Source organism: Bradyrhizobium sp. CCBAU 53340 (assembly GCF_015291645.1).
GTDB lineage: Bacteria > Pseudomonadota > Alphaproteobacteria > Rhizobiales > Xanthobacteraceae > Bradyrhizobium.
In genome coordinates this window covers 7,152,501-7,168,322 of record NZ_CP030055.1, presented here as the reverse complement: position 1 = coordinate 7,168,322, position 15,822 = coordinate 7,152,501, and the positions used below count along the sequence as shown (strand labels likewise).

The 15,822-nt window shown below is 61.6% G+C and carries 9 protein-coding genes, 2 tRNA genes and 2 rRNA genes (1 of these 13 cut by a window edge); 7 read left to right on the top strand and 6 right to left on the bottom strand.

The window, feature by feature from the left end; all coding sequences use genetic code 11:
- Positions 1–21 precede the first annotated feature (21 nt).
- A complete protein-coding gene (locus tag XH89_RS33960) occupies positions 22–204 on the top strand; it encodes a hypothetical protein (protein WP_194464635.1) in 183 nt (60 codons plus the stop codon).
- A gap of 352 nt (positions 205–556) precedes the next feature.
- Here the strand turns inward: XH89_RS33960 and XH89_RS33955 are convergent, their stop codons facing one another.
- Positions 557–1,420: an alpha/beta fold hydrolase gene (locus XH89_RS33955; protein ID WP_194464634.1), complete on the bottom strand. Its 864-nt coding sequence runs from the start codon at positions 1,418–1,420 to the stop codon at positions 557–559.
- 214 nt (positions 1,421–1,634) lie between these two features.
- Between XH89_RS33955 and XH89_RS33950 the strand changes: the two genes are divergently transcribed.
- Positions 1,635–2,279 carry a TIGR02594 family protein gene (locus tag XH89_RS33950; protein WP_194464633.1) on the top strand — a complete coding sequence of 215 codons (645 nt, stop codon included), beginning with the start codon at positions 1,635–1,637 and terminating at the stop codon, positions 2,277–2,279.
- Positions 2,280–2,363: 84 nt separating this feature from the next.
- Here XH89_RS33950 and XH89_RS33945 read toward each other — a convergent pair.
- Both XH89_RS33945 and XH89_RS33940 read right to left on the bottom strand, forming a co-directional pair.
- Positions 2,364–3,538 (bottom strand): IS3 family transposase gene (locus tag XH89_RS33945; RefSeq protein WP_194462646.1). Its coding sequence is split into 2 segments (ribosomal slippage): positions 2,364–3,229 and positions 3,229–3,538, totalling 1,176 coding nucleotides; the frame shifts between segments, so codons are not numbered across the junction.
- A 125-nt stretch (positions 3,539–3,663) separates the two neighbouring features.
- A complete protein-coding gene (locus tag XH89_RS33940) occupies positions 3,664–4,452 on the bottom strand; it encodes an MOSC domain-containing protein (RefSeq protein ID WP_194464632.1) in 789 nt (262 codons plus the stop codon).
- Between the two features lie 241 nt (positions 4,453–4,693).
- On the opposite strand from XH89_RS33940, the gene clpB reads away from it, so the two are divergent.
- On the top strand, positions 4,694–7,333 hold the full coding sequence (clpB, locus tag XH89_RS33935) for an ATP-dependent chaperone ClpB (RefSeq protein WP_194464631.1): 2,640 nt from the start codon (positions 4,694–4,696) through the stop codon (positions 7,331–7,333).
- A 79-nt stretch (positions 7,334–7,412) separates the two neighbouring features.
- On the opposite strand, the gene XH89_RS33930 is transcribed toward clpB, so the two are convergent.
- From XH89_RS33930 to XH89_RS33920, 3 genes are all read right to left on the bottom strand, one after another.
- Complete coding sequence (locus XH89_RS33930) at positions 7,413–7,679, bottom strand: hypothetical protein (protein WP_194464630.1); 267 nt, start codon at positions 7,677–7,679, stop codon at positions 7,413–7,415.
- A 90-nt stretch (positions 7,680–7,769) separates the two neighbouring features.
- Entirely contained in the window at positions 7,770–9,389 is a 1,620-nt protein-coding gene (locus tag XH89_RS33925; RefSeq protein ID WP_194464629.1) for a hypothetical protein, read from the bottom strand.
- Between the two features lie 144 nt (positions 9,390–9,533).
- The gene (locus tag XH89_RS33920) at positions 9,534–11,597 is read right to left on the bottom strand and encodes a M23 family metallopeptidase (protein ID WP_194464628.1); all 2,064 of its coding nucleotides are present in this window, start codon (positions 11,595–11,597) and stop codon (positions 9,534–9,536) included.
- Between the two features lie 1,009 nt (positions 11,598–12,606).
- On the opposite strand from XH89_RS33920, the gene XH89_RS33915 reads away from it, so the two are divergent.
- The 4 genes from XH89_RS33915 to XH89_RS33900 form a co-directional block, all read left to right on the top strand.
- Positions 12,607–14,093, top strand: a 16S ribosomal RNA gene (locus XH89_RS33915).
- 187 nt (positions 14,094–14,280) lie between these two features.
- Positions 14,281–14,357, top strand: a tRNA-Ile gene (locus XH89_RS33910).
- 33 nt (positions 14,358–14,390) lie between these two features.
- Positions 14,391–14,466 (top strand) — tRNA-Ala (locus XH89_RS33905).
- A 390-nt stretch (positions 14,467–14,856) separates the two neighbouring features.
- A 23S ribosomal RNA gene (locus XH89_RS33900) occupies positions 14,857–15,822 on the top strand (it continues 1,881 nt past the right edge of the window).
- The 16S and 23S rRNA genes sit together here with 2 tRNA genes alongside, the layout of an rRNA operon.

Sequence of the window (15,822 nt, the reverse complement as noted above, 5' to 3'; positions counted from 1 at the left end):
CTTCTCAAGTCAGGAGAGCTCGTGACTGAGAAAGAACTTAGTCGCGATGAAAATTATTCTCAAGATGCTGCGCCGGTTGTGGGCGACGTGATAAGTGTTCTCTGTCGCGGCAGGCGTTTCGACGCCAAAGTCGTATGGGGCAACTGGTCCGGAAGAAATCATGAAGCCGAGACAGTTGTGCCGCTACGAGTCGAAGAGATTTAGCCCACAGCCCGGATAGTGCGCAGCGCAATCCGGTGCAATCGTGCAGCATTCAAGAATCCGGGATTTTGCTTTCGCTCCATCCGGGCTACGCGACTGTATCAAGGCCGTCATTGCGAGGAGCCCTTGCGACGAAGCAATCAGGATCTTTCCGCGGAGACAGTCTGGATTGCTTCGCTACGCTCGCAATGACGGAGTATGAGGCAGATGTGCGCCACACATTCAACTGTCATCGCCCGGCTTGACCGGGCGATCCAGTACTCCGAGACGGTCGTGATTGAATCGAGAGGCCACGGCGTACTGGATTCCCCGCCTTCGCGGGGAATGACAGCGGAGTCTGGTGCGAGAGCTCAGCCTAGCCCGCCGCCACCAACCGCGGATCCCGCACCGGCCATCGCCCGGCTTCGGCCAGCCTGATGAACCGCTCCACTGTCTCATTGAACAACGCTGGCTCTTCGAGGTTGAGCACATGGCCGGACTTCGGAAACATCGCGAGGCCTGCCGCCGGCAAATGCTTCTTCAGGAACAGGCTGGCGCCGATGCACGGATCGTCCTCGTCACCGCAGATGATCAGCGCGGGCGTTGCCACCTTCTGGATCGCATCCGTCAGCGTGTAGATCGAGGGGCGGCCGCCCTGGAAGCCCCGCATCGTGTTGGCCGATCCCTTGGCGTTGTGCCGCGCCAGCGCGGCGTAGAAATCGGCATGACCGCGCGGGTCTTTCACCAGGAAGGGAATCCGGCTCGGCGCCTCGCGCGTGGCCTTTGCGACTTCGGCAGAACCCAGCGTCTCGAACTGCTCGGCATTGGCGCGGCACTGCTTGCGCCACGCCTCCAAATTCTCGAGCTCCGAGCCGGAGCCGACGCCGGCGAGCGTCATCGACAGCGCACGCTGTGGCGCGTTCAATCCGATCTGAAGCGACGAGTATGCGCCCATCGACAGGCCGACGAGATGCGCGCGCGCGATTCCGAGGTGATCGAGCACGGCGAGTGCGTCGGTGTAGAAATGCTTGTAGGTGTAGACCTCGCCAGCAGGCACGTCGGACGGCGTGTAGCCGCGTGCGGAATAGGTGATGCAGCGATGGCCGCGCGAGAAGTAGCGCATCTGCGGCTCCCAATTGGTGTAGTCGGCCGCGAATTCGTGAAGAAAAATGATCGGCGTTCCCTGGCCCGCCTCTTCGAAATAAATGCGGACGTCGTCCGTGGTCGTGGCGTGGGGCATTAACTGTTTCCCTCTCTTCAAGCCGCACCTTCAGGATTGCAGTTAATGTTGATGTTCGCAATGAGGCGGCTTCACACCAGCATTGACGCAAAATCATCGCAGCTATTCGCGGGCACCTCGTCTTTTTCTCGCCACATCGGGCGGCTTAACGGCCCCACGGATGTCGGCCACCGCACGGGCCGACGGGAATGGGGGTGTCAACGAAGGATGAAGAATGTTCGAGTTGTTTGCATCGCGCCTGTCGCGTTGTTTTGTCGCGCTGGCGTTCTTCTTCGCGGCGTTCGCCGTGTTCGTTTCTCCGGCCTCAGCGCGGCCGCATCATCGTCATAGCGCAGAGCGGCACGCTTACGTGCACCACGCCAGCAGACATCATCACTACCGGCACTCGGCCCGCAGCTCGCGCTTCGAGCGCAGCGCGGCTGCGTTGCAGGCGGGAGGGTTCGCCAACACGCAGGCCAGCTATGAGCCGAACGCCAATGCCGGCGCGAGCATGAGCAGTGGCTTCGGTGGTGGCTCCGGCCTCGTGTCCGAGGCGCGCCGTTATCTCGGCGGCAATCCCACGGGGCGCGTCAGCCTGTGGTGCGCGCGCTTCATGAATATGGTGCTGGAGAAGACCGGCCATCGCGGCACCGGCTCCGACATGGCGAGCTCGTTCGCACGTTACGGCACGCGCGTCTCCGGTCCGCAGGTCGGCGCCATCGCGGTGATGTCGCGCGGCGGCCGGGGCGGTCACGTCGGTATCATCACCGGCATCGACGCGCGGGGCAATCCGATCATGATCTCCGGCAACAACGGCAACCGTGTCCGCGAGGCACCGATCTCGCGCGGCCGGATCTATGCCTATGTGATGCCGAATTGAGGCTTCACCACTCTCGTCATTGCGAGGAGCGAAGCGACGAAGCAATCCAGAACCCTGATCTTCCCCCAAAAAAGTGGACAGGGATCAAGCCGATTTTAGCTCCATCTCGGCTGGGCTGATATAGCCGATGGCCGAGTGTCTGCGGTGATTGTTGTAGAAGCCCTCGATGTAAGTGAAGATGTCGCGCTCTGCGTCATTGCGGGTTGCATATTGGCAGTGATGGATCAGCTCGGTCTTCAGCGTGTGGAAGAAGCTTTCCATCGGGGCATTGTCGTAGCAATCGGCTCTGCGACTCATCGACGGCCGGAAGCCGGCGGCTTGCAGCGCCTGGCGGTACTCGGTTGAAGCATATTGAGTGCCGCGATCGGAGTGATGGATCAAACCGGCGCTGGGCTTTTGTCCCTTGATCGCCATCCGCAATGCGGCAAGCGGTAGTTCGGCGCGCAGATGTTCGTCCATCGCCCACCCCACGATACGGCGGCTGTGCAAATCCATGATGGCGGCCAGGTACAACCATCCCTGGCCGGTCCAGACATAAGTGATGTCGGCGAGCCAAATCTGATTGCGCATGGCGGCCGAGAAGTTCCGGCCGAGCAGGTTCGGCGCGATCGGGAAGCCATGCCCACTGTCGGTGGTGCGGCATCGTCGCGGCCCGGCCGAGACGGCCCGAACAGCGTGGTGGCGCATCTGCCGCTCGATCCGGCCACGGCTTGCACGATGGCCCTGGGCTTTGAGTTCGGCATGGATGCGCGGGCTGCCATAGCGGCCATGGCTGTCGCGATGAACCCGCTTGATGTCCTCCAACAACTCTCGATTGGCAGCGGCCCGGGGGCTTTCCGGCCGCGACCGCCAGGCATAGTAGCCCGCGGGCGAGACGCCGAGCACACGGCACATGATCTGGACCGGATAGTCCGCACGGCGATCTTCGATGAAGCGGAACCTCATGTCCGGGGTCCAGCAAAGATCGCGATCGACTTTTTTAAAATGTCGCGCTCCATGCGCAACTGTTCGTTTTCCCGCTGCAACCGTGCGATCACGTCAGCCTGGTCCGCCGACGGCACCGCCGCTTGCGACGTGGGCGCCGCAGCGCTGCCGCCGGCTACCACCGTGCTCCGCTCCTTCACCCATCGGCTGAGCACGGAGCCGTCAAGCCCGAGCTCCTTCGATACCGACTTCGCCGAGCGGCCGCTCGACAAAACCAGATCAACTGCCTGCCGCTTGTACTCGTCCGAATAGGACCGACGCCGCCGTTTCGCCATCTGACACCTCTCGCTGCCTAAGCTATAGGTGTCCACCGATTTAGGGGAGGCTCACCCCTCCGCGGAAATAGTCTGGATTGCTTCGCTGCGCTCGCAATGACGGTGTGTGTTGAAGCTGCGTGCCATCACACCAGCTTCGGCTGCTCCACCGCGACCGCATCCCCCACGCCGATCTCGCCGTCGGCGGTCACCTCGGCATAGATGCCGCAATCCATGTGGCCGAGATGGCGCGAGAGCGTTGGCGGAATGTCGAGATCGCGCACGGCGGTGTCAGGATCGACATTGGTGGCCGGGCATCGCTTGATGCGCTTGACCACTTTCAGGCGCGCCTGCCCGATCGCGAGCGTCTGGTCGACGAGATCGAGCTCGGACCAGGCCGGCCAGCCCTTCACGTAGAGATTGGCGCGGAAGCGCAGCGGATTGACGGCAACGCCGCCGAGCATGGTCTCGATGGCGCGGACGCTGTCGAGATTGATGATGGACACGACCTTGCGCGCGACGTCGGAAAAGCTGTGGTCGCGGCCGGACAGCACCTTCGGCGGGCCCTTCAGCTCCGGCTGAAAATTCTTCGTGAAATAGTCCTCGATCGCAGCGCGTCCGGCGGCGGTCTCGAGATCGCCGCTGGCGACGATCTGGCCGTCCTTGCGGATGGTCAGGCGGTTGGTCGCATCCTCGAAACGGCTGTCGAGCGACGCCAGCCGCTCGTTGCGGGCCAGCATCAGAAACTGGATCTTTGGCTTCCACTCCGGCGCCTCGGGGTCAAACCCGCTCGGGCCGTTCTCGATGGCGTAGCGGCGGTCGGCCGGGAGAGTCTGGCCGGTCCGTAACGGGACCCGGGGCAGTGCTTCCGGGGTGAGGCCTTTGATCGGGTAGCGGTAAAGGGCGGTGATTTCGGCGGTCTGGCTGGCTGTCATGCCGCTACTTAGGGGATTCGACCCGCGCCCGCCAAGTCGGCCGATCAGCGCACGAAATTGTGAAGTCGCCTCTTCAAGTCGGGCGGCGCGCTTCCCACATCTGGGTCAGGCCGGCGCCAGCGTCGGCTGATAACGACCGTTGCCGGTTGAGGAATGTCAACGCGGCAAGCGGAAACCCAATGAAGATGCCGTTTGGAGTGCCTGAGAGGGCTCCAGGGGCAGGCCGAGGGATAGAAAAGCTATGAATATCGAGAAGTATACCGAACGCTCCAGGGGCTTCATCCAGTCCGCGCAGTCGCTCGCGATGCGCGAGGGGCATCAGCAGTTTTCCACCCTGCACGTCCTGAAGGTGCTGCTGGACGACAATGAGGGGCTGGCGTCCGGTCTGATCGACCGCGCCGGCGGTAATTCCCGTGCAATTCTGAAGGCGACCGAGGACGCCCTCAACAAGGTGCCGAAGGTCAGTGGCGGCGGTGCCGGACAGATCTATCTGGCGCCCGAACTCGCCCGCACCTTCGACGCCGCCGAAAAGGCCGGCGAGAAGGCCGGCGACAGCTTCGTCACCGTCGAGCGGCTTCTGCTCGGGCTCACGCTGGAGAAGACCAGCGAGGCCGGCACCATCCTGAACAAGGGCGGGGTCACCCCGCAAAACCTCAACGCGGCAATCGAAGCGCTGCGCAAGGGTCGCACGGCTGACAGCGCGACCGCCGAGAACGCTTATGACGCGCTGAAGAAATATGCCCGTGACCTGACCCAGGCAGCCCGCGACGGCAAGCTCGATCCGGTCATCGGCCGCGACGAGGAGATCCGCCGCACCATCCAGGTGCTCTCGCGCCGGACCAAGAACAATCCTGTCCTGATCGGCGAGCCCGGCGTCGGCAAGACCGCCATCGCCGAGGGCCTTGCGCTGCGCATCGTCAACGGCGACGTGCCGGAGAGCCTGAAGGACAAGAAGCTGCTGTCGCTCGATCTCGGCGCATTGATTGCGGGCGCAAAATACCGCGGCGAGTTCGAGGAGCGGCTGAAGGCCGTGCTCCAGGAGGTGACCGGGAGCGAGGGCACCTTCATCCTGTTCATCGACGAGATGCACACGCTGATCGGCGCCGGCAAGGGCGACGGCGCGATGGACGCCTCCAACCTGCTCAAGCCCGCGCTCGCCCGCGGCGAACTGCATTGCATCGGCGCGACCACGCTCGACGAGTATCAGAAGCATGTCGAGAAGGACGCCGCGCTGGCGCGGCGCTTCCAGCCGATCTTCGTCAGCGAGCCCTCGGTCGAGGACACCATCTCGATCCTGCGCGGCCTGAAGGACAAGTACGAGCAGCATCACGGCGTGCGGATCACCGATTCCGCGCTCGTTGCGGCGACGACCCTGTCCAACCGCTACATCACCGACCGCTTCCTGCCCGACAAGGCGATCGACCTCATGGATGAGGCCGCAGCGCGGCTGAAGATGCAGGTCGATTCCAAGCCGGAAGAGCTGGATTCGCTCGACCGCGAGATCATCCGGCTCAAGATCGAGCAGGAGGCCCTGAAGAAGGAGAGCGATGTCGGCTCCAAGTCCCGGCTCCAGACGCTGGAGAAGGACTTGGCCGAGCTCGAGGAGAAGTCGGCTGCGCTGACGGCGCGCTGGAGCGCGGAGAAGAACAAGCTCTCCGACGCCCAGAAGCTGAAGGCCGAGCTCGACGGCTTGCGTGTCGAGCTCGCCAACGCGCAGCGGCGCGGCGAATTCCAGAAAGCCGGCGAGCTGGCCTATGGCCGCATCCCGCAGCTCGAGAAGCAGCTTGCCGAGATCGAGGCCAAGGAGAACTCCGGCGAGATGATGGAGGAGGCTGTCACCGCCAACCACATCGCCCAGGTGGTCTCGCGCTGGACCGGCGTGCCGGTCGACAAGATGCTGGAAGGCGAGAAGGAGAAGCTCCTGAAGATGGAGGAGCAGCTCGGACAGCGCGTGGTCGGCCAGAGCGAAGCCGTCCGTGCGGTCGCGACCGCCGTGCGCCGCTCGCGCGCGGGCCTGCAGGATCCGAACCGCCCCACCGGCTCGTTCATGTTCTTAGGGCCGACCGGCGTCGGCAAGACCGAGCTGACGAAAGCGCTCGCCGAGTACCTCTTCAACGACGAGACGGCGATGGTCCGCCTCGACATGTCCGAGTACATGGAGAAGCACTCGGTCTCGCGGCTGATCGGCGCGCCTCCGGGCTATGTCGGCTATGACGAGGGCGGTGCGCTCACCGAAGCGGTGCGGCGCCGGCCCTATCAGGTGGTGCTGTTCGACGAGATCGAGAAAGCGCATCCTGATGTCTTCAACGTCCTGTTGCAGGTGCTCGACGACGGCCGCCTGACCGATGGTCAGGGCCGCACCGTCGATTTCCGCAACACGCTGATCATCATGACCTCGAATCTCGGTTCGGAGTATCTGGTCAATCAACCCGAGGGCGAAGACACCTCGGCCGTGCGTGATCAGGTGATGGGCATGGTGCGGGGACATTTCCGCCCCGAGTTCCTGAACCGCGTCGACGAGATCATTCTGTTCCACCGCCTGCAGCGGAGCGAGATGGGCCGGATCGTCGAGATCCAGTTCGCGCGGCTGCAGAAGCTCCTGACTGATCGCAAGATCGTGCTGACGCTCGATGCTGCCGGCCGAGATTGGCTCGCTGCCAAGGGTTGGGATCCCGCCTACGGCGCCCGGCCGCTCAAGCGGGTGATCCAGCGCTACCTGCAGGATCCGCTTGCCGAGATGATCCTGGCCGGCGACGTCAGGGATGGCGACAGCGTCGCGATCTCGTCCGAAGGCAATGTGCTGACCTTCAACGGCAAGGCGCCGCAGACCGCCGAGATCACCCAGTTCGAGGCGCCGGTCACGAAGCGCAAGCTGAACTGAGCGTCGCGATCAGAATGAAAAGGAGACGCCCCGGAGAGGTTCGCCTCTCCGGGGCGTCTTGCTTTGCGAAAATGCAACTCTAGCTGATCGTGGACGCGGAGCCCGTCTCGCCCGGACCTTCCTCGTCACTGTCCTCTTCGAGCTCCGAGAGAATATCCACCAGCTCGCGCACGCGGCCCTGCGCGAGCGGCCGCAGATCATTGATCATGGGCTCGTCATTGGCGAGCCACGCCTGGGCCTCGGCGAGTTCCTCGACAGTCGCCCCGGTTCCGATGATCTGGGCGATGGTGACGTCGTCGGCCCCGTCCACGGTCTTGACGACATCGTCGCGTGAGAGGCGCGTCATGAGGCGATCCTCCTGCTGGTCGGCTTTCCGTCTGCGTCTAACCGGGAACGGGCCTGGCGGTTCCGTCCCCGGTCCCGTGCAAGCAGGACCCTATTTCTTCACCACCTTGTAGAGCGCATTCTCGATGTCCGAGCTGAAATAGATGGCGCCGGAGCTGCCGACCGCGACGCCGGTCGGGATGTGGGTCGGCAGCCCGTTCGGCGCGCCGACGAGGCCGATCGGAAGATTGGCCGCGATCTCGGTGATCTCTCCGTTCTCCGGCGCGATCTCGATCAGCCGTTTGGCGCCGACTTCCGCCACGACCAGCTTGCCGTCGCTGCCGCGCGCCAGGCCTTCGGGCATTTTCAGGTCCTTGGCGATCACGGTCTTCTCGCCGTTCTTCTCGATCCTGGATACGAGACCGGCGAAGGCTTCGGTGACGTAGACCTCGTCGCCCGATCCGGCGACGAGCCCGATCGGGCCCTCGAGACCACCGATCATCGTGGTGCGGTCCTTGCCATGCTCGCCGCTGACGCGGACCAGCGATTTGGTGCCGAGCTCGGCCACCAGGATACTGCCGTCTCCGAGCAGGATCGCATCATGCGGGGCCTTGAAGTCGTGCAGCATGTCACGCGTGGCGCCGGTCTTGCCGTCGATCACCTGCACGGTCCCGGTGAACCAGCTCGACAGAATCACGTCGTTGCCCTTGGCCGTTGCGCTCATCGGATATTCGAGCGTGACGCCGTCGGCATGCATGCGCGCCTTCTCGGTGACCTCGCCGGTCGTCCCGTCCACGGTGCGATAGGCGAACACGTCGGCGATATGGATCGTATCCTTGCCGTTCTCGGAGGTGACGCCGATGCCGCCGGGCAGCGCGAGCTTGCCGATGATGATCTGCTTCGCCTGGCCGGTCGCCGGATCGACCTCCTGGATGCCGTTATCGGCCATGTTGGAGACGTAGATGCGGTCCTTGTCGTCGATCGCGAGATTGTCCAGCGACGGCTTCAGTTGCGCGACCATGGTCTTGGTGCCGGACTTTGGATCGACCCGGACGAGCTGGCCGAGCGCGGAGTCGACCACCCAGAGATTGCCCTTGGAATCGAAGTTCACCGCAGCCGGGACCTTGAAGCCGTCGGCGACGACGGTCAGCTCGGCCTTGTCGACGTCGACCTTGGCGACCTGTCCCTTGAACCAGAGCGGACCGTAGAGCTTGTCGTCGGGACCGAACTCGAAGCCGTTGAGACCGCCCATTTTCTCCATGATCTGACGCGGCGCTTTGACGCCCTCGACGTCGATTTCATAGAGCGTGTCACCGAGGAAGACAGTCGTGGCATAGAGCCGGCCGTCCTTTCGGTAGGCGAGCGAATTGATGCCCGGAAGGCCGCTGGCCAGCTTCTTGATCGGGCCGTCGCCCTTGCGCGAATACAGATCGCCGGTGAGGAAACCGGTCCAGGTCATGGTGCCGTCGGCCGCGAACGCGATGTCGTCCGCCATGCCGACAGGAGCGGGGATCACAACCTTGGCGGTGCCGCCTGCGATGTCGACTTCGTAGAGTGCCGCCCCTGCGACGCTGCCTGCAAACAGATGGCCGTCCTTGTCGATTCCAAGCCCGTGCACGCCATGGAAGGCCGAGCCCGGGACTAGCCTGGTGACCTCCCAGCTCTCGGCAAATACGCCTGTGGTTGAGAAAATCGCAACAGCGAACGCTGCGCAGGCGAGCCTGTTCGTCATGGCGAGACCTCCCGATTTTTCGGAAAGTATTCGCCGCTCACGCCGCTTTGGCAAACGAAACTTGGAATTGTGGTGGGGGTGATATGAACGCTGGACCGCGACCACGTATTGCAGACATGTCTGGCCGATCTCGGCCGGCTGCAACTACCGGTTGGTGACCTGGAGCGGGCCGCCGGTGGCGTCCGACATGCGGGCGATGGCGCCGCCGCGGCCACTCATCATGCCGTCGAGCCGGTCGCGTTCCTTCTCGAAGCTTGCCAGCATCGGACCTTCCAGCGAACGGCCGCGCGGCAGTTTCACGCGCATCGGGTCGACGAAGCGGCCGTTGACGAGGATTTCGTAGTGGACGTGCGGGCCGGTCGACTGGCCAGTCGAGCCGACGAAGCCGATGACCTGGCCCTGCCGCACCTTCTTGCCGGGCTCCATGCCCTTGGCGAAAGCCGACATATGGCCGTAGGCGGTCTCGTAGCCGTTGTTGTGCTTGATGCGGACGTATTTGCCGTAGCCGCCTTCGAGCTGCGCCTTCTCGATCACGCCGTTGCCGGCAGCGAAGATCGGCGTGCCGTAGGCCGTGGCCCAGTCGACTCCGGTGTGCATCTTCACATAGCCGAGGATCGGATGGCGGCGGCCGCCGAAGCCCGAGCGCATGATGGCGCTGTTGACGGGCTTGCGGACCAGGAACTTCTTCGCGCTCTTTCCGGTCTCGTCATAGTAGTCGACGACGCCGTCGTCGGGGCTCTGGTAGCGATAATATTTCTTGGTTTCGCCGCCGACGGTGAGCGAGGCGAACAGCACTTCGCTCTTGTCGACCGCTGCCGAGCCCTCGTCTTCGCCGGCGTAGAACACGTCGAACGAATCGCCCGGCTGCACCTTGCGCTGGAAATCGACGTCGTAGGAGTAGATCTTGATCATGTCGTCGATGACGGGCATCGGCACTTTGTTGCGCATCGCGGTCTCGTAGATGCTCTGGTAGAGCCGCACGCCGCTGCCGTCATCATCGTCATCGTCTTCGCTGCTGGTGCTGGTCGTGGCATCGGCAACGGTGTTCATGCTGGAGACGTCGACCGCGACGTATTTGCCGAGATCGGACAGCGCCGCGATCGCCTCGACAACCGTGTCGTTGGCGACGACGACGCGATAGGGCTGCAGCCGGGCGCCGGGGCTTGCGGGCGCCATCAGGATGCGGAGCTTTTCGCCTTCCTTCAGGCCGCCGTCGCGGCCGCGCGGGCCAAGCGTCGCGGCGATCGCCTTGATCTCGTCAGGCGTGGCGCCGAGATCGCGCAGCACGGAGGCGACGCTGTCGCCTTTCTTGACCAGGTGCACGCGTTCGCCGGTGGGATTGCCGCCGGTGATCTGCTCCTTGGTCTTCGGCAGCAGCGTCACGTTTTCCGGCACCACCCGGGTCTCGAAACCAGCATAGGGATCGGACGATGAGGCCTCGGTGGCGTAGGCCATCTTCATGTCCGACGGGCCGCCCACGCCGGAAACGTCGGCGGTGGCATTGGCGAGCGAAGCGTAGCGCACTCCGCCATTGCCGCGCCAATTGGCGGCATCGCGGACCCGCATCAGGATGTCGTCGAGCGCCACCACCGCGGAAATCTTGGCCTTCGGCAACACCGGCGAGAGGTCCTTGGTGACGAAGGAGACCTCGGCGTCGGGTTCGACAGCCTCGGGGTTGTTCGGGTCGTCGGTCGCGGTCTTCGAATCGGAGCCGACGTCGGTGAGCATGCGCTGCGCGTTGAACGGCGGAATCTTCGCCGACAAATCGCTCGTCGTCATCGACAGATTGCCGGCGATCCGGATGAAGGGACGCACCCGCATCACGTCGCGGTTGCCGACGCGGGCAACCGTCGAGACGCGCACGATGTTGCGCGAGGCGGTCGAGTCGTTCGGCGGCGGCAGGCGGTCGCTCTTGTGCAGCGTGGCGGTGCGATCGGCGGTGCCGAAGGCGCCGCGCAGCGCGCCTTCAACCCGCTCCGGCACTTTGGCAAAGGTCATTTCGCCGTCGAGAGATGCGAAAACGGCGCCGCCGATCAGGGCTGCGCCGCAGAGTCCGGTCAGAATTGTGCCGCTGAACCATTGCACCGAGACGCGACGGCGATCGATGACGGCGGCTTCCGAACCATCGACGGACAGCGGCGGCTCGTGGCCGAGATCGATGATCCCGGTCTCACGCCCGTAAGCGCCGCGTGACGTCCTCTGGTTCAACCCAAGTCCCCCAATCAACGACCCGAAACCTTCGCTTCAAGCCTCATCCCGGTCGCCCTCTTGCAGGGGCATCTCGGAAAAAGCCTTGTCGCATAGATGCTCGCACTCAGTAGGCCCCGGATGAGGCCCGGCCGAAATTACGAACAGCTAGGCAGGTGAAGGTCTCTCGATGTCTTTCGAATGTCCGAAGAAGGCCGCGTCATCGTCAGATCGCCTTCTCTGAACCCCATGAAAATCGCCGGTAGCCCCCACTGGCACCCCCGCGATTCAAGCTTGTCTCATACCAGAACGCCGCGGGATTGTGGCTCTAGTACGGCGCCTAATAGGGAAAAAGTTTCCTGAACGGCCCGGCGCCGGGGCCTTAAGCCGGGGGCGTCCAGGGCCACCCCGGGGCACCTCCCAGGAGCCCATCGAGAGCCCCTCCGGAGCCCCCTTGGGCCCAAACTTTTTTTCAGATTTTTTGCCGGGCGACCCGGCCCGGCCGACTCCACGGCTCTCTAATCGTCTGTAATCACTATATTTTTTACGACAATCCGCTGTGCGACGATTTGTTGACGATTGGCGTTGACAGCCCGGAAGGTGGGGCCTATAACCCCAACCACTGAGCGCGGCGCCGCCGGGTCACTGACCAAGGCGAGCGAACGCGCCACTGATGCTCCTCACCTTGTTGAGTGACACAACAGCCGACACAATCGGTTGGAGTCATTCGACGTCGGTAAGGGTGTCGGAACCCTTCCACTCCGGAAGGTTGGGGCCTCCACGGTCCCGGGCTGTTTGACAAGTGAAGATGAAGAAAGAGAAACGTGGACGGCGGAGTCCTTGCGCCTCTCGGATCACTTGAGAGCTTCGGCTTTTGAGTACTGAGAGAGGACGAAAGACTTCGGCGGTACACGTTTCAAAGGAAACACCATCGTTGTCCGCGATGTGAATCGCAGACAGCAAGTCGATTTCGGTCGACAATGGTGGGACCTCGTCAAACGTTGTGATCAGCCGGTTCAAAGTTCAAGTCCAACTTGAGAGTTTGATCCTGGCTCAGAGCGAACGCTGGCGGCAGGCTTAACACATGCAAGTCGAGCGGGCGTAGCAATACGTCAGCGGCAGACGGGTGAGTAACGCGTGGGAACGTACCTTTTGGTTCGGAACAACACAGGGAAACTTGTGCTAATACCGGATAAGCCCTTACGGGGAAAGATTTATCGCCGAAAGATCGGCCCGCGTCTGATTAGCTAGTTGGTAGGGTAATGGCCTACCAAGGCGACGATCAGTAGCTGGTCTGAGAGGATGATCAGCCACATTGGGACTGAGACACGGCCCAAACTCCTACGGGAGGCAGCAGTGGGGAATATTGGACAATGGGGGCAACCCTGATCCAGCCATGCCGCGTGAGTGATGAAGGCCCTAGGGTTGTAAAGCTCTTTTGTGCGGGAAGATAATGACGGTACCGCAAGAATAAGCCCCGGCTAACTTCGTGCCAGCAGCCGCGGTAATACGAAGGGGGCTAGCGTTGCTCGGAATCACTGGGCGTAAAGGGTGCGTAGGCGGGTTTTTAAGTCAGGGGTGAAATCCTGGAGCTCAACTCCAGAACTGCCTTTGATACTGAAGATCTTGAGTCCGGGAGAGGTGAGTGGAACTGCGAGTGTAGAGGTGAAATTCGTAGATATTCGCAAGAACACCAGTGGCGAAGGCGGCTCACTGGCCCGGTACTGACGCTGAGGCACGAAAGCGTGGGGAGCAAACAGGATTAGATACCCTGGTAGTCCACGCCGTAAACGATGAATGCCAGCCGTTAGTGGGTTTACTCACTAGTGGCGCAGCTAACGCTTTAAGCATTCCGCCTGGGGAGTACGGTCGCAAGATTAAAACTCAAAGGAATTGACGGGGGCCCGCACAAGCGGTGGAGCATGTGGTTTAATTCGACGCAACGCGCAGAACCTTACCAGCCCTTGACATGTCCAGGACCGGTCGCAGAGATGTGACCCTCTCTTCGGAGCCTGGAACACAGGTGCTGCATGGCTGTCGTCAGCTCGTGTCGTGAGATGTTGGGTTAAGTCCCGCAACGAGCGCAACCCCCGTCCTTAGTTGCTACCATTTAGTTGAGCACTCTAAGGAGACTGCCGGTGATAAGCCGCGAGGAAGGTGGGGATGACGTCAAGTCCTCATGGCCCTTACGGGCTGGGCTACACACGTGCTACAATGGCGGTGACAATGGGATGCTAAGGGGCGACCCTTCGCAAATCTCAAAAAGCCGTCTCAGTTCGGATTGGGCTCTGCAACTCGAGCCCATGAAGTTGGAATCGCTAGTAATCGTGGATCAGCACGCCACGGTGAATACGTTCCCGGGCCTTGTACACACCGCCCGTCACACCATGGGAGTTGGTTTTACCTGAAGACGGTGCGCTAACCGCAAGGAGGCAGCCGGCCACGGTAGGGTCAGCGACTGGGGTGAAGTCGTAACAAGGTAGCCGTAGGGGAACCTGCGGCTGGATCACCTCCTTTCTAAGGATGGCTCTTCAGAAGCTTGCTTCTATCGAGCTGTTTTAGAAACATCAGCGGCCAACAGATCGCCAGATCGTTGAGCTGCATTGGCGGGATTTCGCCGTCTACGTTTCTCTTTCTTCGCGGACGAACACGCGCTGGGCCTGCAACGGCAGGATCCCACGGTCCCTGACGGGATATGCGTTAGGGGCTTGTAGCTCAGTTGGTTAGAGCGCGCGCTTGATAAGCGTGAGGTCGGAAGTTCAAGTCTTCCCAGGCCCACCACTTTCATCGAGTGAGCATTCGTCTTCTGGTTACGGGGCCATAGCTCAGCTGGGAGAGCGCGTGCTTTGCAAGCATGAGGTCGTCGGTTCGATCCCGTCTGGCTCCACCAGATGGTTTGATCATCGACTGATCGTGCACCGTCGTCCGCGAAACATCACTTCGCATCCTGCTAGTCTGGATAGACAGCAAGTTGCGTGTTTTCTGACATCGTAAAGAGGAGATCGATCCGAGTTGGGTCGTGTAGCAGATTGCTGCGCGGGCCCTCCATTATCTCCGGATCATTTTCGGCGCTCGACGCTGACCGCAAGGTTGGCTGCGAGTTGTAAAATGATCCTTTTAGCGAAGCTTGACCGCCTCGCTATCGGAACGATCTTACGAAGCAAGCTGGTCTTTCTAGTCAATGTCCGGCTGCGACAATCGTATCTTCGAGGGTACGTGCCTTTAATGGCAGTTGCGCAGACAACATTCTGCCGAGTGTGTGGACATTGATAATGAGAGCAATCAAGTGCCTTAAGGGTGTTCGGTGGATGCCTTGGCGCTGAGAGGCGATGAAGGACGTGCTACGCTGCGATAAGCCGTGGGGAGCTGCGAAGAAGCTTTGATCCGCGGATTTCCGAATGGGGAAACCCACCTTCGATAGCCGGAACTCCAAGACCTTGTGTCTTGGTGTTCGACCAGAAATGATCGGGACCATGACCGCTAAGGTTTTGGATTTCCGGTTATCAAGAGAAGGTATGAGACTTCTGAATACATAGGAGGTTTCAAGCAAACCCAGGGAACTGAAACATCTAAGTACCTGGAGGAAAGGACATCAACAGAGACTCCGTTAGTAGTGGCGAGCGAACGCGGACCAGGCCAGTGATACATCAAAGACAATCGGAACCGGTCAGGAAAGCCGGGCCTCAGAGGGTGATAGCCCCGTACGAGTAATGCGATGATGTATCCACGAGTAAGGCGGGACACGTGCAATCCTGTCTGAACACGGGGGGACCACCCTCCAAGCCTAAGTACTCCTCAGCGACCGATAGCGAACCAGTACCGTGAGGGAAAGGTGAAAAGCACCCCGACGAGGGGAGTGAAATAGACCTGAAACCGGACACCTACAAACAGATGGAGCCCAAGATTCGTTCTGGGTGACATCGTACCTTTTGTATTATGGGCCAGCGACTTAATTTAACGAGCAAGCTTAAGCCGATAGGCGAAGGCGTAGCGAAAGCGAGTCTGAATAGGGCGCCAAGTTCGTTGTATTAGACCCGAAACCTAGTGATCTAGCCATGAGCAGGTTGAAGGTGAGGTAACACTCACTGGAGGACCGAACGGGTGCCTGTTGAAAAAGGCTCCGATGACTTGTGGTTAGGGGTGAAAGGCCAATCAAACTGGGAAATAGCTGGTTCTCCGCGAAAGATATTTAGGTATCGCCTCGGATGAATACCTCAGGGGGTAGAGCACTGGATGGGCTAGGGGG